The 18,884-nt window shown below is 47.4% G+C and carries 14 protein-coding genes; 11 read left to right on the forward strand and 3 right to left on the reverse strand.

What is annotated here, in order from left to right:
• Positions 1 to 44 precede the first annotated feature (44 nt).
• The 6 genes from rpoC to DEU30_RS08995 all read left to right on the forward strand — a co-directional run bounded on the left by rpoC (position 45) and on the right by DEU30_RS08995 (position 9,764).
• Entirely contained in the window at positions 45 to 4,280 is a 4,236-nt protein-coding gene (gene rpoC, locus DEU30_RS08970; protein WP_011233608.1) for a DNA-directed RNA polymerase subunit beta', read from the forward strand.
• Between the two features lie 206 nt (positions 4,281 to 4,486).
• Complete coding sequence (gene rpsL / locus DEU30_RS08975) at positions 4,487 to 4,861, forward strand: 30S ribosomal protein S12 (RefSeq protein WP_011233609.1); 375 nt, start codon at positions 4,487 to 4,489, stop codon at positions 4,859 to 4,861.
• 72 nt (positions 4,862 to 4,933) lie between these two features.
• A complete protein-coding gene (gene rpsG, locus DEU30_RS08980; protein WP_011233610.1) occupies positions 4,934 to 5,404 on the forward strand; it encodes a 30S ribosomal protein S7 in 471 nt (156 codons plus the stop codon).
• Positions 5,405 to 5,432: 28 nt separating this feature from the next.
• Positions 5,433 to 7,556: an elongation factor G gene (fusA, locus tag DEU30_RS08985; RefSeq protein ID WP_034818772.1), complete on the forward strand. Its 2,124-nt coding sequence runs from the start codon at positions 5,433 to 5,435 to the stop codon at positions 7,554 to 7,556.
• Positions 7,557 to 7,615: 59 nt separating this feature from the next.
• Complete coding sequence (tuf, locus tag DEU30_RS08990) at positions 7,616 to 8,800, forward strand: elongation factor Tu (protein WP_114982032.1); 1,185 nt, start codon at positions 7,616 to 7,618, stop codon at positions 8,798 to 8,800.
• Positions 8,801 to 9,008: 208 nt separating this feature from the next.
• On the forward strand, positions 9,009 to 9,764 hold the full coding sequence (locus tag DEU30_RS08995) for an amino acid ABC transporter substrate-binding protein (RefSeq protein ID WP_227016353.1): 756 nt from the start codon (positions 9,009 to 9,011) through the stop codon (positions 9,762 to 9,764).
• Here DEU30_RS08995 and glsA read toward each other — a convergent pair.
• From glsA to uvrA, 3 genes are read right to left on the reverse strand one after another with little or no spacing between them, the layout of a single operon-like run.
• Positions 9,761 to 10,717, reverse strand: a complete 957-nt coding sequence (glsA, locus tag DEU30_RS09000) for a glutaminase A (RefSeq protein WP_011233613.1) — start codon at positions 10,715 to 10,717, stop codon at positions 9,761 to 9,763. The two genes, DEU30_RS08995 and glsA, sit on opposite strands and share 4 nt — an antisense overlap.
• On the reverse strand, positions 10,707 to 11,114 hold the full coding sequence (locus DEU30_RS09005) for a thioesterase family protein (RefSeq protein WP_114982034.1): 408 nt from the start codon (positions 11,112 to 11,114) through the stop codon (positions 10,707 to 10,709). The genes glsA and DEU30_RS09005 overlap by 11 nt, the downstream gene beginning before the upstream one ends.
• A gap of 11 nt (positions 11,115 to 11,125) precedes the next feature.
• Complete coding sequence (uvrA, locus tag DEU30_RS09010; RefSeq protein ID WP_114982035.1) at positions 11,126 to 13,951, reverse strand: excinuclease ABC subunit UvrA; 2,826 nt, start codon at positions 13,949 to 13,951, stop codon at positions 11,126 to 11,128.
• Between the two features lie 116 nt (positions 13,952 to 14,067).
• Between uvrA and DEU30_RS09015 the strand changes: the two genes are divergently transcribed.
• The 5 genes from DEU30_RS09015 to DEU30_RS09035 all read left to right on the forward strand — a co-directional run bounded on the left by DEU30_RS09015 (position 14,068) and on the right by DEU30_RS09035 (position 18,797).
• Positions 14,068 to 15,444 (forward strand): MFS transporter, encoded by a 1,377-nt coding sequence (locus tag DEU30_RS09015; protein WP_114982036.1) that lies wholly within the window; start codon positions 14,068 to 14,070, stop codon positions 15,442 to 15,444.
• 45 nt (positions 15,445 to 15,489) lie between these two features.
• Positions 15,490 to 16,050: a single-stranded DNA-binding protein gene (gene ssb, locus DEU30_RS09020; protein ID WP_011233617.1), complete on the forward strand. Its 561-nt coding sequence runs from the start codon at positions 15,490 to 15,492 to the stop codon at positions 16,048 to 16,050.
• Between the two features lie 158 nt (positions 16,051 to 16,208).
• The gene (locus DEU30_RS09025) at positions 16,209 to 16,697 is read left to right on the forward strand and encodes a MarR family transcriptional regulator (RefSeq protein ID WP_011233618.1); all 489 of its coding nucleotides are present in this window, start codon (positions 16,209 to 16,211) and stop codon (positions 16,695 to 16,697) included.
• Entirely contained in the window at positions 16,694 to 17,755 is a 1,062-nt protein-coding gene (locus tag DEU30_RS09030) for an HlyD family secretion protein (protein ID WP_114982037.1), read from the forward strand. Before DEU30_RS09025 ends, DEU30_RS09030 begins: the two co-directional genes overlap by 4 nt.
• 13 nt (positions 17,756 to 17,768) lie before the next feature.
• Positions 17,769 to 18,797 carry a DUF2955 domain-containing protein gene (locus DEU30_RS09035; RefSeq protein ID WP_114982038.1) on the forward strand — a complete coding sequence of 343 codons (1,029 nt, stop codon included), beginning with the start codon at positions 17,769 to 17,771 and terminating at the stop codon, positions 18,795 to 18,797.
• The last annotated feature ends 87 nt before the right edge of the window (positions 18,798 to 18,884 follow it).

Raw genomic sequence — 18,884 nt, forward strand, 5'->3', positions numbered from 1 at the left:
GTGCTTGCGCTCCCCGTAGGTTGAACTCCGACAGGAGATAAATCGTGAAAGACTTGCTGAAGCTTTTAAAGCCGACGAATCAGGCAGAAGAGTTTGATGGTATTCGCATCGCTCTTTCGTCTCCAGATATGATCCGTAGTTGGTCATATGGTGAGGTGAAAAAACCTGAAACTATTAATTACCGTACCTTTAAGCCGGAACGTGATGGTTTGTTCTGTGCCCGTATTTTTGGTCCGGTAAAAGACTATGAGTGCTTGTGTGGTAAATACAAGCGCCTTAAGCACCGTGGTGTCATCTGTGAGAAGTGTGGCGTTGAAGTTACACTGACTAAAGTGCGCCGTGAGCGTATGGGTCACATTGAACTGGCCAGCCCGGTTGCGCACATCTGGTTCCTTAAATCATTGCCGTCGCGCATTGGTTTAATGCTGGATATGACTCTGCGTGATATCGAACGTGTACTGTATTTCGAATCTTACGTTGTTACAGAGGGTGGTTTAACCTCTCTTGAGCAGGGTCAAATCCTGACTGAAGACGAATACTTAGACGCACTTGAAGAGCACGGCGACGAATTCGACGCAAAAATGGGTGCAGAAGCAGTTCTGGATCTGTTACGCGCTGTTGATATCGACGGTGATGTTCAAAAATTACGTGAAGAGTTACCTGAGACAAACTCAGAAACCAAACGTAAGAAAATTAGCAAACGACTGAAGTTACTTGAAGCATTCCAGGTATCAAACAACAAGCCTGAGTGGATGATCTTAAAAGTACTTCCAATTCTGCCACCAGACTTACGTCCGTTGGTACCGCTTGATGGCGGTCGTTTTGCTACGTCTGATCTTAACGACTTGTATCGTCGCGTAATCAACCGTAACAACCGTTTGAAGCGTCTGTTAGACCTTGCTGCACCAGATATTATCGTGCGCAACGAAAAACGTATGCTGCAGGAAGCGGTTGATGCGTTGTTAGATAACGGTCGTCGTGGTCGTGCAATTACAGGCTCTAACAAACGTCCTCTGAAATCTTTGGCTGACATGATCAAAGGTAAACAGGGTCGTTTCCGTCAGAACCTGCTGGGTAAACGTGTTGACTATTCAGGCCGTTCGGTTATTACCGTTGGTCCTAAATTGCGCCTGCACCAGTGTGGTCTGCCTAAGAAAATGGCGTTGGAATTATTCAAACCATTTATCTATGGCAAATTAGAGCGTCGTGGTTTAGCAACAACCATTAAAGCAGCGAAGAAAATGGTTGAGCGCGAAACAGCAGAAGTTTGGGACGTACTTGATGAAGTTATCAAAGAGCACCCAGTACTGCTTAACCGTGCGCCGACACTTCACCGTTTAGGTATCCAGGCGTTTGAACCGGTACTGATTGAAGGTAAAGCGATTCAACTGCATCCGTTGGTCTGTGCGGCTTATAACGCCGACTTTGATGGTGACCAAATGGCTGTGCACTTACCACTGACTTTAGAAGCTCAGTTGGAAGCACGTGCGTTGATGATGTCTACCAACAACGTACTGTCGCCGGCCAGTGGTGATCCTATTATCGTTCCTTCGCAGGACGTTGTACTTGGTCTGTATTACATGACTAAAGAGAAAATCAACGGCAAAGGCGAAGGCATGGTTTTCAAAGATCCGAACGAAGCCGAAAAGGCTTACCGTACGGGTCAGGTTGAGTTGCATAGTCGCGTCCGGGTACGTATCACCGATACCACCATTGATGACGACGGCAATCGTACAACGAAAACCGAACTGCGTGACACCACTTGTGGTCGCGCAATTTTGTCACTGATTATGCCGGAAGGTCTGCCTTTTGAACTGATTAACCAGGCTATGGGTAAAAAACCGATTGGCCGTATGTTGAACAAGGCTTATCGCGACCTTGGTTTGAAAGATACAGTCGTTTTCGCTGACCAAATCATGTATACCGGTTTCCATTACGCAATGGTATCGGGTGCGTCGGTTGGTATAAACGACATGGTTATCCCTGAAGCTAAGAAAGAGATTGTTTCTGCAGCAGAAGAAGAAGTGGCTGAAATTCAGGAACAGTTCGAATCAGGCTTGGTAACTGCCGGTGAGAAATACAATAAAGTTATCGATATTTGGTCAACCGCTAACGAGAAAGTCTCGAAAGCGATGATGGATAACTTGTCGAAAGAGATTGTTAAAAACAAAGACGGTGAAGACGAAGAGCAAGCATCATTTAACTCAGTCTTTATGATGGCTGACTCAGGTGCTCGTGGTAGCCCCGCGCAGATTCGTCAGTTAGCCGGTATGCGTGGTTTGATGGCTAAGCCAGATGGCTCAATCATCGAAACGCCAATCGTTGCTAACTTCCGTGAAGGTCTGAACGTACTTCAGTACTTCATCTCGACGCACGGTGCTCGTAAAGGTTTGGCCGATACCGCATTGAAGACAGCGAACTCAGGTTACCTGACTCGTCGTCTGGTAGACGTTTCACAAGACGTTGTGATCATGGAAGAAGACTGTGGCACATACGAAGGTCTTTACATGAAACCGCTGATTGAAGGTGGTGACGTTGTAGAGCCGTTGCGTGAACGTGTACTGGGTCGTGTTCTTTGTGAGCCGGTAATGAAGCCTGGCAGCGAAGAAGAGTTACTTCCGCGCAATACATTGCTTGATGAAAAAATGTGTGACGTATTGGAAGAGAATTCTATCGACGAAGTTAAAGTTCGCTCGGTTATTACTTGTGATACAGACTTTGGTGTTTGTGCACACTGTTATGGTCGTGACCTGGCTCGCGGACATATGGTTAATCAGGGGGAAGCGGTTGGTGTTATAGCAGCACAGTCAATCGGTGAACCGGGTACACAGTTAACCATGCGTACCTTCCACATCGGTGGTGCGGCATCTCGTGCAACAGCTGAAAACAATATCCAGGTGAAAAACCCGGGTACAATCAAGCTGCATAACGCTAAATGGGTTGTGAACAGCGATAAAGCACACGTTATTACGTCACGTTCTACAGAGTTAACTCTGACGGATGAATACGGTCGTGAGCGCGAGCGTTACAAAGTACCTTATGGTGCGGTCTTGAAAAAAGGTGAAGGCGACTCAGTAGATGGCGGCGAAACCGTTGCTAACTGGGACCCGCACACTCACCCAATCATTACCGAGGTAGAAGGTCGTATCAAGTTTGTTGATTTAATTGATGGTGTCACCATGACTCGTCAAACCGATGAACTCACAGGCCTTTCAAGCATTGTTGTACTGGAAACAGGTCAGCGCACCAGTGCCGGTAAAGACATGCGTCCAATGGTGAAATTGGTTGATGGTAAAGGTAACGACGTTAATATCGCCGGTACTGATATCCCTGCGCAATACTTCTTGCCAGGTAACGCTATAATTAACCTGGAAGATAATTCTGAGGTTAAAATTGGTGACACCTTAGCGCGTATTCCTCAGGAAGGCTCTAAGACTCGTGATATTACCGGTGGTCTGCCACGTGTTGCTGACTTGTTCGAAGCGCGTAAGCCAAAAGAACCAGCGATTCTTGCAGAGAAAACCGGTACGGTTTCCTTCGGTAAAGAAACCAAAGGTAAACGTCGCCTATTGATTACCCCAACAGATGGTGGTGATCAGCACGAAGAGATGATTCCGAAGTGGCGTCAGCTGAACGTGTTTGAAGGTGAACAAGTGACTAAAGGTGAAGTTATTGCCGATGGTCCAGAAGCACCGCACGACATTTTACGCTTACGTGGCGTTAGTGCAGTTGCTAACTATATCGTTAACGAAGTGCAGGAAGTTTACCGTCTGCAGGGTGTTAAAATTAACGATAAGCACATTGAAACTATCGTTCGCCAGATGTTGCGTAAGGCACTTATTTTACGCGCCGGTGATACGAACTTGCTGGAAGGCGAGATGGTTGAAATGTCAGAAGTGTTAGCAGCTAACGCAAAAGCGGAAGCGGATGGTAAGAAACCAGCAATATTTGAACGTCAGTTGCTGGGTATTACTAAGGCATCGTTGTCGACTGAATCCTTTATTTCAGCGGCTTCGTTCCAGGAAACAACGCGAGTTCTTACCGAAGCAGCCGTTGGTGGTAAGAAAGACAGCTTACGTGGACTGAAAGAAAACGTAATTGTTGGTCGTCTGATTCCTGCAGGTACAGGTTACTCATATCACAAAGAGCGCATGCAGCGTCGACTGGATGAACTGAATGTTGATATCGAGCCAACTATGACTGCAGAGCAGGCTGAGCAACAACTTGCGGATGCCTTAAATGCTGGAAATAGTTCTGCAGGTGATGATTCTGCAGAATAATTAGCGAACGTTTTTAACGTTCGTGTACAGAAGCCGGTACTGTAAAAGTGCCGGCTTCTTTTGTATAGCCTTGACAGGCGAAAATATGACCATTAGAATTTCCGCTCCCGAATTTCGGGATCTGACTTTCAGTGGTCAGAAAAAAGCGATTTTTCACGCTCTATACACGTGGTAAAAAGCGACATCAACTAAACTAGGAGTAATGAATGGCAACAGTTAACCAGCTGGTGCGTAAAGGCCGTCAAAAGCCCGTTGTGAAAAGCAACGTTCCGGCTCTTGAAGCGTGCCCTCAAAAACGCGGTGTATGTACCCGTGTTTACACAACTACGCCAAAGAAACCGAACTCTGCAATGCGTAAAGTTTGCCGTGTTCGTTTAACTAACGGTTACGAAGTTTCTTCGTACATCGGTGGCGAAGGTCACAACTTACAAGAACACTCAGTCGTACTAATTCGTGGCGGTCGTGTAAAAGACTTGCCAGGTGTGCGTTATCACACAGTACGCGGAGCACTTGACTGCTCAGGTGTTAATGACCGTAGACAAGGTCGTTCTAAGTACGGCGCAAAACGGCCTAAATCTTAACGGTTCTCCGTTAGTAAGGCCAAACTGTCGTACGTTTTGGGTAAAACCCTGAATTAATCGGAGAATATTGAGATGCCAAGAAGACGCGTCATAGGTCAACGTAAAATCCTTCCAGATCCTAAGTTCGGATCAGAATTGTTGGCCAAATTTATCAATGTCGTCATGGTTGACGGCAAAAAAGCAGTCGCTGAAAAAATTATTTATGGTGCATTGGACATCCTGGCAGAGAAGTCAGGTAAAGATCGCCTGGAAGTCTTTGATACAATTTTAGACAACATCCGCCCAATGGTTGAGGTTAAATCTCGTCGTGTTGGTGGTTCAACGTATCAGGTTCCGGTTGAAGTTCGTCCGGTACGCCGTAACGCACTGGCTATGCGCTGGTTAGTTGATGCAGCGCGCACCCGTGGTGAAAAATCAATGTCGCAGCGTCTGGCAGCTGAAATGCTAGATGCATCAGAGAACAAAGGGTCTGCTGTGAAGAAACGTGAAGACGTTCACCGCATGGCTGAAGCAAACAAAGCGTTTGCTCACTATCGCTGGTAATTCGCAGTTAACCTAGAAGGAGTTTATTGTGGCTCGTAAAACTTCCATAGAGCGCTATCGTAATATCGGTATTTGTGCTCACGTAGACGCCGGTAAAACAACCACAACTGAACGTGTGTTGTTTTATACTGGTTTGTCTCACAAAATTGGTGAGGTGCACGATGGTGCAGCCACCATGGATTGGATGGAACAAGAACAAGAGCGTGGTATCACTATCACGTCAGCAGCTACCACCTGTTTCTGGCAGGGTATGGACAAGCAATTCCCTGAGCATCGTGTAAACATCATCGATACTCCTGGACACGTTGACTTCACCATCGAAGTTGAACGTTCTTTGCGTGTTCTTGACGGTGCTGTTGTTGTACTTTGTGCATCATCTGGTGTTCAGCCTCAGACTGAAACTGTTTGGCGTCAGGCAAACAAATATGAAGTTCCTCGCATGGTATTCGTCAACAAGATGGACCGTGCAGGCGCAGACTTCTTATCTGTTGTACACCAAATGAAAACGCGTTTGGCAGCTCAGGCTGTTCCAATGCAGCTACCAGTAGGCGCAGAAGATAATTTCCGCGGCGTTGTGGACTTAGTTAAAATGAAGTTCATCAACTGGAGCGAAGAAGACATGGGTACTTCATTCACTTATGAAGAAATCCCTGCTGACATGGTTGATGAGTGTGAAAAATATCACGCTGAGTTGGTAGAAGCTGCGGCTGAAGCTAACGAAGAATTGATGACTAAATACCTGGAAGAAGGTGAGTTAACTGAAGCGGAAATCAAGCAAGGCCTGCGTATGCGTACTCTGGCTAATGATCTTTGTTTGGTTGCTTGTGGTTCTGCGTTCAAAAACAAAGGTGTTCAGGCAGTGCTTGACGCTGTTATTGAATACTTGCCATCACCAACAGAAGTTAAGCCTATCACTGGTATTTTGGATGATGAATCTGAAGGCGTACGTAAGTCGTCTGACGAAGAGCCATTCTCAGCTCTGGCATTTAAAATTGCGACTGACCCATTTGTTGGTACCTTGACGTTCGTTCGCGTTTACTCTGGTGTATTGAACCAGGGCGACGGTGTTGTTAACCCAGTTAAGAACAAAAAAGAACGCGTTGGCCGTATGGTACAAATGCACTCAAACAGCCGTGAAGAGATCAAAGAAGTTCGCGCTGGTGACATCGCGGCACTGATTGGTCTTAAAGACGTTACTACAGGTGACACGCTGTGTGATCCAGCTCATAAAATCACACTTGAGCGTATGGAATTCCCTGAACCGGTTATCTCGGTTGCAGTAGAGCCGAAAACTAAAGCTGACCAGGAAAAAATGGGTATTGCTTTAGGTAAATTGGCTGCAGAAGATCCATCGTTCCGTGTTAAGACTGACGAAGAATCTGGCCAGACAATCATCTCTGGTATGGGTGAACTTCACCTGGATATCCTCGTTGACCGTATGAAGCGTGAATTCAAAGTTGAATGTAACGTAGGTCAGCCGCAGGTTGCTTACCGTGAAGCAATTCGTGAGTCTGTCGAAGTCGAAGGTAAATTCGTACGTCAATCAGGTGGTCGTGGTCAGTTTGGTCACGTTTGGATTAAACTTGAACCAATGACTATCGAAGAAGACGATAACGGTGATGACATTATTTACAAATTCGTAAACGAAATTGTAGGTGGTGTTGTACCGAAAGAATACATCCCGGCAGTAGACAAGGGTATCCAAGAACAGATGCAACAAGGCGTCTTGGCTGGCTATCCTGTATTGGGTGTTAAAGCGACTCTATATGATGGTTCATACCACGATGTCGACTCTTCTGAAATGGCATTTAAAATTGCTGGTAGCATGGCCTTCAAGAAAGGTGCATTAAAAGCTAACCCAGCTCTGTTAGAGCCAACCATGAAAGTTGAAGTTATCACTCCTGAAGAATCTATGGGTGATGTCGTGGGTGACTTAAACCGTCGTCGCGGTCTTATTGATGGTATGGAAGAAGCTCCGGGTGGTTTGAAAGCAGTTAATGCTCAAGTACCACTGTCTGAGATGTTCGGTTATGCGACAGACTTGCGTTCACAAACGCAGGGTCGTGCATCCTACTCTATGGAGTTCCTGAAATACTCTGAAGCACCAAACAACATTGCTGAAAAAGTAATGGCTGAGCGTAACGCTAAATAAGTAAGGTCTGGTCCGGTTCTTTCGAGGCCGGGCTTTTAACTTAAGTTTGAGGATATATCATGTCTAAAGAAAAATTTGAACGTTCGAAGCCGCACGTAAACGTCGGCACCATCGGTCACGTTGACCACGGTAAAACAACACTAACTGCTGCTATCACAACTGTTTTGGCAAAAGTTTATGGTGGTGCGGCGAAAGACTTCGCAGCCATCGATAACGCGCCAGAAGAGAAAGAGCGTGGTATTACTATTTCAACGTCACACGTTGAATATGACACACCAACTCGTCACTACGCACACGTAGACTGCCCAGGGCACGCTGACTATGTTAAAAACATGATCACCGGTGCGGCGCAGATGGACGGCGCTATTCTGGTAGTAGCAGCAACAGACGGTCCAATGCCACAGACTCGTGAGCACATCCTGCTTTCACGTCAGGTAGGCGTACCATTCATCGTTGTATTCATGAACAAATGTGACATGGTCGACGACGAAGAGCTGTTAGAGCTGGTAGAAATGGAAGTTCGTGAACTGTTGTCAGAATATGACTTCCCGGGCGACGATTTACCAGTAATTCAGGGCTCAGCACTGAAAGCGCTGGAAGGCGACGAAGACTACGCTAAGAAAATTGTTGAATTAGCCGACGCACTGGATAACTACATCCCAGAGCCAGAGCGTGACATCGATAAGCCATTCATCATGCCAATCGAAGACGTATTCTCGATTTCAGGTCGTGGTACAGTTGTTACTGGTCGTGTAGAGCGCGGTATCGTGCGTACAGGCGACGAGTGTGAAATCGTTGGTATGAAAGATACGACGAAGACCACCGTTACGGGTGTTGAAATGTTCCGTAAACTGCTTGACGAAGGTCGTGCAGGTGAGAACATCGGTGCCTTGTTACGTGGTACTAAGCGTGACGACGTAGAGCGCGGTCAGGTACTGGCGAAGCCAGGTACAATTACTCCGCATACTAAGTTCGAAGCGGAAGTTTATGTACTGAGCAAAGACGAAGGTGGCCGTCATACGCCATTCTTTAAAGGCTACCGTCCACAGTTCTACTTCCGTACAACGGACGTCACTGGTGCAGTAGAATTGCCAGAAGGCGTAGAAATGGTCATGCCTGGTGATAACCTGAAGTTTGTTGTAGATTTGATTGCTCCAATCGCAATGGACGAAGGTCTGCGTTTCGCTATCCGTGAGGGTGGCCGTACCGTAGGTGCAGGCGTTGTATCAAAAATCATGGACTAAGCAGTCCTGTTGATTTTAAGAGCCCGGCTTTGGCCGGGCTTTTTTATGCCTGCTCATAATTTTTCATCAAAATAGCTTATCAAAAGTAAGCGAAGGCTCGCTCAAGTATTGACATTCAAGACTAAAAAATGAACTATTGAGATAGATACTCAACTTATAGTCAGCCAATCAATTGAAATTACTCAGATACTTTTCTGTGTTCGTTTTTATGGGACTAAGCTGTTCTGCTACAGCACAGGTACCGGTCTATGTTGCTGCCTACGATTACCCTCCTTATTTTTCCGATGTACTGCAAACGGATCTTACCCGTGAACTGATAAGTTTGTTGAATGAGCATCAGGACAGCTACGAATTCCGCATTCAGGTGATTCCCCCTGCAAATCGTCATAAAGCCCTGAGTGTGAAAGGGTGCTGTGATGTTATATTCTTCGAATCGCCCCTTTGGGGTTGGGAAAAAAGTGGAGTAGGGTTTCAGCAAACAATGCCTTTAGTCAGAGGACAAGAGCGGCTGGTCGCCTTACAAAAAGCAGACAGAGACCAGACGTTTTTCGATACATACGATGGCAAAACTTTAGGTGGGGTCAAGGGCTATCATTATCTGTTAGGGGGCGAGCTATTGGCTTCAGATGAAGTCGAGGAAAAGTATACGACGTATTTGGCAGACTCCAGAATGACAAATTTGCAGATGGTACTAGGAGGTCGGATAGATCTTACTATTATCAATGATGAACTTCTGGCTGCTTTAAAAGGCTCAAATCAGATTAATGTGGACAGTTTATTGTTGTCGGAAAAGGTTAGTCTGGAATACAAGCTGCACTTACTTGTTGGCGATAATAAGAATATCAGCGCAGATACCTTACAAAGGTTGCTGCGGGAGCTTGGCCGACAGGGCGAGTTTGAAATATTATTTAGACGATTTAATATGGAGCGGTTTCAGATATATCGGCCGACAACAACACGTTAATAGACACTAAGCCCCAAACGGTTAGCTAGCTCGCGTACCATGTACATTCCACGGGCGCTGTTACCGTAGCTGTTTAATCTTGGGCTCCATGAGCAAATAACGCCAAAGTCAGGAACGACGGCAATCATCCCACCACCAACACCACTTTTAGCGGGAACACCTACGGTAAAAGCAAATTCGCCGCTTTGGTCGTACATACCGCTGGTTGATAGCAACGCATTAATGCGTTGAGAGTCTCGTTTCGACATAATTTTCTTTTTAGAAAAAGGACAAATTCCGTCATTTGCAAGAAACGTAAAAGAGCGAGCGAGATTTTCGCAGGACATGGTCAACGCACACTGCCAAAAATAATGATCTAATAGTTCATCAACTTCAGCATCAATATTACCGAAGCTTTTCATTAGGTGAGCAAGGGCCGCATTGCGATGGCCATGCTCTTTTTCTGACTGGTGAACAATGTTATCGGCGTAAACGTTGTCGTTGCCGCATAAGGTGCGCACCAAACTCAAAACCGCATTTTTACTGGCAGAGTAGCGGCTAACGAGCACGTCACTAACAACAATAGCCCCGGCATTTATCATTGGGTTACGGGGAATGCCTTTTTCCCACTCTAGCTGGACTATAGAATTAAAGGCCTGGCCTGAAGGCTCCATTTTAACTCTGTCCCACAAATCTTCTCCAAGGCGCTCCATTGCCAGCATAAGACCAAAAATCTTCGAAATGGACTGAATGGAGAATTGCTCCTGAGTATCACCGACGTTAAACACCTCGCCATCGAGTGTGGCCAGAGTGAGTCCGCAGAGCTCGGGGTCGACCTCTGCTAACGCAGGGATGTAATCAGCAACATGCCCTTCGGTGATCTTCATTGCCTGCTGGTGTATTTCCTCCAGCAAGCTTTTGAGATCATCCGGGGCATGTATTTGCTGCCCGCCACTGACCAGATCACGCGTCAAGAGGCTGCTCCGGATGCGTGATGGTAGACAGACGATCTTTTAATTCGTCAGATAGCTTCACAGAACGTTCCTGTTGAAAATCAAAGTACACCAATACTGTTTTACCTTTAGCGCACATTTTATCTTTCTGCCAAATTTCGGTAGTGATATCAAACGAGCTGCCACCTAAACGGCTAACGTAGGTATTCACCGTGACATGACCGCCAAAATAAATAGGTAAGAGGTAATCGACTTCCAGTCGCGCGACAATTAAGCTTTGTGTCTTCGGCGACATTTCTCCAAAGAACTCAAAAATAGGCAAACGTCCGGTTTCTATCCACCCCGGTATAACCGTGTTATTGACGTGGCCCAGGGCATCGGTCTCATAAAATCTTACTTTAAAGTCTTCCGTTAACATACTGCGTCCTTTTAAGATTGTTTAAGCATAGGTTTTAAGAAACGAGCCGTGTGTGAGCGCTCATTTTCACAGATATCTTCTGGGGTACCTTCGCAGAGGATTTCACCACCGCCGGAACCACCTTCAGGACCTAAGTCGATGATCCAGTCAGCGGTTTTTATCACGTCTAAGTTGTGCTCAATAACCACTACCGTGTTGCCGTGGTCACGCAGACGATGAATCACCGCCAGCAATTGCTTAATGTCGTGGAAATGCAGACCGGTTGTCGGTTCATCCAGAATGTATAAGGTTTTGCCAGTATCACGCTTGGACAACTCACGTGACAATTTGACCCGTTGCGCTTCACCACCAGAGAGTGTTGTCGCTGACTGGCCTAACCGGACGTAAGACAAGCCCACATCCATTAAGGTTTGCAACTTGCGTGCAATAGCCGGAACCGGGTCGAAGAATTCACGAGCGTCTTCAATGGTCATATCCAGCACTTCGTGAATATTCTTGCCTTTGTACTGTACTTCCAGCGTTTCGCGATTATAGCGCTGACCTTTACAAATATCGCAAGGAACATAAACGTCCGGCAAGAAGTGCATCTCAACTTTAATAACTCCGTCGCCCTGACAAGCTTCACAACGACCGCCGCGTACGTTAAAGCTAAAGCGACCGGGTTTGTAACCGCGGGCTCGTGATTCAGGAACACCTGCGAACAGTTCGCGAATGGGCGTGAAAATACCGGTGTAAGTGGCTGGGTTGGAGCGCGGTGTACGGCCTATTGGGCTCTGGTCAATATCCACCACTTTATCCAGCAGCTGCATGCCATCGACACTTTTGTACGGAGCCGGTTCGCCCGTTGTCGCGCCATTAAGTTCACGATGCGCGATATGGAACAGCGTATTGTTGACCAGCGTTGACTTACCTGAACCGGATACTCCAGTCACACAGGTCATAATACCTAATGGCAAATTGAAATCGACATTCTTCAGATTGTTCCCGCTGGCTCCGTGAATGGTTAACCGGCGTTTATCCGGTTTGTGGCGTTGCTTAGGAACTTCTATTTCTTTTCTGCCGGACAGATAGTCGCCGGTTAGTGAATCTTCACTTCCGACAATATCTTCAACCTGACCCTGAGCAATAATTTCACCACCATGTACGCCGGCACCAGGGCCAATATCAATAACGTGATCGGCCTGACGAATAGCGTCTTCGTCGTGTTCAACCACAATCACGGTGTTACCGAGGTCACGCAGGTGAGTCAGAGTGTTTAACAGGCGTTCGTTGTCGCGCTGGTGTAAGCCAATACTGGGCTCATCCAGTACGTACATAACACCAACCAGACCCGCACCAATTTGGCTGGCCAGACGAATACGCTGCGCCTCACCACCAGACAAGGTCTCTGCGCTGCGGGACAAACTTAAATAGTTAAGTCCCACGTTAACTAAAAAGCGTAGACGGTCATTAATCTCTTTCAGAATTTTTTCCGCAATTTGCGCGCGCTGACCTTCCAGACTCAGTTGCTGGAAGAACTCAAGTGCGTCGCCAATGGATTGCTCAACAACTTCCGGCAGGGTTGTGCCCTGAATAAACACATGACGAGCTTCTGTACGCAGGCGCGTACCACTGCAGCTTTTACAGGGTTGCGTCGCTACGTATTTGGACAACTCGTCGCGCACAGCCTGTGATTCAGTCTCGCGGTAACGGCGCTGCATGTTAGGAATAATCCCTTCAAACGGATGCGCTCTGACCACTTTGTCGCCGCGGTCGTTCATGTAAGTGAACTTTATTTCTTCTTTACCGCTACCAAACAGAATTTTTTCGCGAATGTCATCGGGCAATTCGTTGAAAGGCTGCGACAATTTAAAGTCGTAGTGCTTAGCCAGTGACTGCAGCATCTGGTAGTAATAGAAGTTACGTTTGTCCCAGCCGCGAATTGCACCGCCCGTTAGCGACAGCTCTGCATTAACAACAACTTTGGCCGGATCAAAAAACTGCTCAACACCCAGACCGTCACAAGTAGTGCAGGCACCGGCCGGATTGTTGAATGAAAACAATCGTGGCTCCAGTTCCTGCATACTGTAACCACAATGTGGGCAGGCAAAGTTAGCCGAGTACACTTCGGCATCACCGTCGCCGTCCATCGGTACGACTAAAGCCGTTCCGCCACTGAGTTCCAGTGCGGTCTCAAAAGATTCCGCCAGGCGCTGCTCCATGCCGTCGCGAACTTTAAAGCGGTCAACGACCACTTCAATGGTGTGCTTTTTCTGCAGCTCTAACGTGGGCGGATCGCTTAAATCGCAAATTTCACCGTCTATACGGGCGCGGATATAACCCTGTAAGGCGAGGTTTTCTAGCACTTTTAAGTGTTCGCCTTTACGGTTCTGAATAATTGGCGCAAGCAACATGCGCTTTTCGCCTTCAGGAGCTGCCAATACGTTATCGACCATTTGCGATACGGTCTGTGCCGCCAGCGGCACGTCGTGAGTCGGGCAACGAGGCTCGCCCACCCGGGCAAACATCAGACGTAAATAGTCGTAAATTTCCGTAATAGTACCGACCGTCGAACGCGGATTATGCGATGTTGACTTCTGCTCTATTGATATAGCCGGTGATAGACCCTCGATACTGTCAACATCAGGCTTTTCCATCAGTGACAAAAACTGACGAGCATAGGCAGAGAGCGACTCAACATAGCGTCTCTGTCCCTCTGCATATAGGGTATCGAAAGCAAGTGATGACTTACCCGAACCGGATAAGCCGGTTATCACAATCAGCTTATTGCGGGGGATGGTCAGATTGAAATTTTTTAAGTTGTGCGTGCGCGCACCGCGTACTTCGATAGTATCCATAATTCCCGTCTGTTGTTCAGTAAATGACTGACGACAAAACGCTATTATCGCACAGTGTTAGGCATCTGGTACAATAACGGCATCATTTATCATGTTACTGATATAAAAGCAGTGAAATGACGCCGCAAAAATTAAATAAAACAGAGAAAAAAGCCGCTTTAGCACTAGCTTCCGTCTTTGGTATACGGATGTTAGGGCTGTTTTTGATCATGCCAGTTTTAGCGGTTTATGCACAAGACTACCCTGACTATTCCCCGCTTTGGGTCGGTATTGCTCTGGGTGCCTACGGCCTGACACAGGCACTGTTGCAAATTCCGTTAGGTATGCTGTCTGACCGCCTTGGCCGAAAGCCGGTTATTGTCGGTGGTTTGCTGGTCTTTATTCTTGGCAGTGTGGTGGCAGCTCAGGCTGATACTCTATTCGGTGTATCCATTGGCCGGGCGCTACAGGGGCTGGGCGCTATTGCGGCTGCTATTCTGGCGTTGGCAGCTGATTTATCGCGTGACGAACAACGGCCGAAAGTGATGGCTACTATTGGTATGTGCATTGGCCTGGCGTTCGCTATTTCGCTGGTAGCCGGACCTTTATTGGGTAATATTATTGGACTCTCGGGTTTGTTCTGGTTTACCGCCGCCAGTGGCGCTCTGGGTATTCTGGTGTTGTTGCTGAGCGTCCCCAAAGTGGTGACAACTTCTGCGAGGCGTGAATCCTTACCAGTGTTGTCAGAACTGGGGCATTTGCTTAGACACAAACAACTGTGGTGCCTGAACAGCGGTATTTTTGTGTTACACGCTATTTTAACGGCCTGGTTTGTGACTTTACCCATGCAACTGCAAAACGCAGGTTTTGAAAGTCAGACTCATGCCTGGTTTTACTTACCCACGCTGGCCGCGTCCATTTTGTTCATGGTGCCAATGATTATCAGCAGTTCGCGTAATAATAATTCTGTGCAGTGGCTGCGGTTTTCTATTATCACTTTAATTGTTGCGCTGCTAATTATTGCCATAGCGGGGCAAAACCCCTGGCTGCTGGTTGCTGCTCTGGTTATATTTTTCACTGGCTTTAACTTTATTGAGGCCAGTTTACCTTCGTTACTCACCCGAATTGCGCCAGCGGGAAGCAAAGGTAGTGCCAGCGGCATTTATTCAACAGGTCAGTTTTTAGGCTCTTTTGTCGGTGGGGTCGTAGGCGGCTCAGTCTTACAGTTTTTTGGGATATCTGGCGTTGTTGTTTTCTGCCTGATCTTGCTAGTATGTTGGTTGCTAATCAGTTTAGTCATGGTTAACCCCGCAGGTGTCACCAGTGTCTCGTTATCATTGCCCGGGTTAACTGAAAGCAAGGCTACCAAGCTAAGTGAGCAGTTACTTACCGTAACCGGCGTTACGGAAGCAAGATGGGTTGAAGAAGATCAGGCCACTTACTTAAAAGTTGATAAAAAACATTACGATGAAAAGGCGGTTAATCAGTTGCTTAAAGAAGCATCGGTCGCTTAAATAATTTAAAGCAGTTGTAACGCGTACAAGGAACAGGAGAATCTAATGGCCAGTCGCGGTGTAAATAAAGTAATTTTAATTGGTAATTTGGGCGCTGACCCAGAGGTTCGTTATACCCAAAACAGCACAGCGATAGCCAACCTGTCGATTGCTACCAGCGAAACCTGGAAAGATAAGCAAACAGGCGAACCGCGCGAACAAACCGAATGGCACCGTTGTGTGGCTTATCGTCGCTTAGCAGAAATTGCCGGCGAGTACCTGAAAAAGGGCTCTAAAGTTTATGTTGAAGGGCGTTTGCAAACCCGCAAATGGACAGGCCAGGACAACGTAGAGCGTTACACGACAGAAGTGGTCATTAACGAAATGCAAATGCTGGATTCTCGTGGCGGCCCGCAGGGTGGTGCTCCACAACAAGGCCAGGGTTTTGGTGGCGGTCAGCAGCAAGGCGGTGGTTACGGTGGTGGTCAACCACAACAGCAATCACAGCAACAACAGCGTCCTGCGCCTCAGCCAGCGCAGCAGCAAAATCAACAGTCACAACAAAAACCGGCAGAACCCGCGCCGTTTTCACCTGACAATGATTTTGATGACGATATTCCGTTCTAGAGTACACCTCAGGGTGGTATTGTAAATATTGTTTCTACAGCCCCTTTTGCAGGGGCTTTTTTTGTATCTAATTTTTAGTTCAAACCTATCGCTATTTTCATTTTAGTTAGCACGCTAAGTTTGTTATTATACTTAGCGTGCTAACTAAAGAGGTTGTTATGACATTAACACAAGAACAGCTCAGACAGTTATCTGTACCTGAACGACTCGGTCGCGTTGCGCGTCAGTGGCAGGCTATTGCGGATAAGGAACTGGCGCCGCTGGGGTTAACCTACCCGCGCTGGAGTGCTATGTGGAAACTGGCACGTATTGGTGATGGTGTCAGTCAAAAGCAGCTTGCCGAAGCGCTTGAATTAGAACTTGGTTCACTTATGCGCACGCTGGCGCAGTTGGAGGAGCAAGAGCTGATTACGCGCAAGGCAAGCCCGGACGACGGCCGTGCTAAGCAGGTGTTTTTAACGAATTCAGGTCATGCTCTGGTTAAAAAAATGGAAGCGAAAATTCTAAAAGTAAGAAGGGCGTTGCTGGCCAATATCGAAGATGAAGAAATTGAAACGGTTAAGAAGGTTCTGGCGATGATTTCATACAATGCGAATCACATGTCTGAAGCTCAGAAACTTGACCAAAATAATGAGGAAGAGGTATGACCGCAGACGAGAAATTTGCCCGTTGGGTTAAGCGGGCATTGGTGCTATTTGTGCTCATATTTGCCTATTTTCTGTGGGCTGACTTGAGCCTGCCGTTGACTCCACAGGCAATGGTAACCCGGGTGGTGACTCAGGTCGCACCGCAGGTGAATGGTACGGTAGAGAAAGTCTTGGTTAATAATAACCAGTATGTTGAAGAGGGCGAGCCACTATTTGAAATTGACCCGCGACCTTATCAACTGCAATTACAGCAAGCAGAGCTGGCAATGGCTCAGGCGCAACAGTCAAACCAGCAATTTGATGCCCAAATTCGAACTGCCCAGGCAAAGATAAAATCAGCACAGGCAACAGCTCAAGAGCTTAGCCGTGAGGCCCGCCGCATTAAAGATCTGGTGGAGGACGGTAGTTCGTCGCAACAGGCATACGACCGTGCGCAGAGCAGTAAGCTAGAGGCCCTGGCAAATGTTGAAGCCGCCCAGTCACAACTGCAGAGCCTAAAAGTGCAACGAGGTGCTGAGGACGATGCAAACAATTTGCTTATTCAACAAGCCGAAAACGCGATAGAAACGGCGAGGCTTAACTTGAGTTACACCACCGTGCGTGCCAAACATGCCGGACGAGTCGGCAATCTAAAGCTCAGCGAAGGCGCTTATGCCCGTCAAGGCACGCCGCTAATGGCTCTAGTCTCACCCAATGCCGACATTATTGCGGATTTTCGGGAGAAGAATTTACGGAGCATAGAATCTGGCCAACAGGCTCTCGTGGTATTTGATGCCGAACCTGGCACGCTTTATGAGGCTAAAGTGGAAAGCATTGATGCCGGTGTTAACGCGGGTCAGTTAAGTGCCGACGGAGCCTTAGCAGCACCGGTTAACTCAAACCGGTGGGTACGTGACGCGCAGCGACTTCGGGTTCACCTGAGTTTAGCAGAACAACCGGATTCAGAGCGCCCGGCCGGAGCGAAGGCCACGGTGCAGATAGTTCCTGAAGGAAGCTTTAAAGCCGCTATCGCGAAAGCGCAAATTCGGTTGCTGGGCTGGTTGCACTACATTTATTGATCAGGAAGGGACTATGGCGACTTCTGCCTTGAGTGAAAACGGCCTACGGCAATGCTTACGAATAGCCTTTGGTGGCTCCATCGGCTTTTTGTTCACGGCGCTATTTGACTTGTCTTATGGCGTGTTTTTTACCGTCTTACCAATGCTGCTACTGGGCTTAGTGCCAATGATAAACCGACAAGTCGCCCGGCAAATACTTGCGGCGTCGGTTATGTGCGGATTGGAAGTAGGTATTCTGGCGCAGATACTGGGCGGGCATTCAGTATTAATGACAATGGCCGCCTTTGTCTTATTTCTGTATCGGTTTGCTTTTATGGCGCGCGGCACGGCGTTCCTGTTCGGCGCAAATGGTGTGCTGATGCTGAGCATTATGCTGCATTACGCCAGTTATCCGGGCACCGACGTTAATAACTTAATAGCCAGTAACTTCTTTGCATCGATACTGGCAATAGCCATTGCCTTTGTTATGCATGCGATGATACCCAATAAAGAACAGAATGCGTCACCACCGGCCTTACCAGATAAGTCACCTAACCGTGTGCGCCACGAAGCTATTTTGGGCGCTACGGTGACAACCCTGTCGTTTTTGGTGTTTCAGCTGTTTGATTTGCAGGATTCCATTTCTGCGCAGGCCACGACCATTTTGGTGCTATTCCCCATGAACTGGAACGGGGCATTAACTTACGCGCGCAAGCGAGCGGCAGGGACTCTAATTGGTGTTATGTTTGGTCTAGGTGTGCAGCTTCTGCTGTACGGTTGGTATGACATACTGTGGTTGATTGTGCCGTTGTTCTGGCTTGGGGTGATGTTGTTTGCCCGCATTCATGTACTTGAAGCTTCGGGAGCCGGAGTGGGTTTTGGGGCAATGACCACTATGGGCATTCTTTTCGGTCAGTATTTATCGCCAGCACAAGACTTGGTGTATTCCGGGCTTTACCGTCTGAGCAGTACTTTTGTAGCAATTATTGCGGCTATGATGGTGTGCTATTTGGTGCACAAACTCTTGAATCAGTTTGCGGGAACGCGATTTGGCGCTACTTAAAATTGACACCGATAGTAGCTGGAAGAGCATGCAGCCACTTAATCAGCTGCATGCTTGTCTAAAATATCTAAACTCGAACGGTTTTTT

The sequence above is a fragment of the Idiomarina sp. 017G genome (assembly GCF_004362265.1).
GTDB lineage: Bacteria > Pseudomonadota > Gammaproteobacteria > Enterobacterales > Alteromonadaceae > Idiomarina > Idiomarina loihiensis.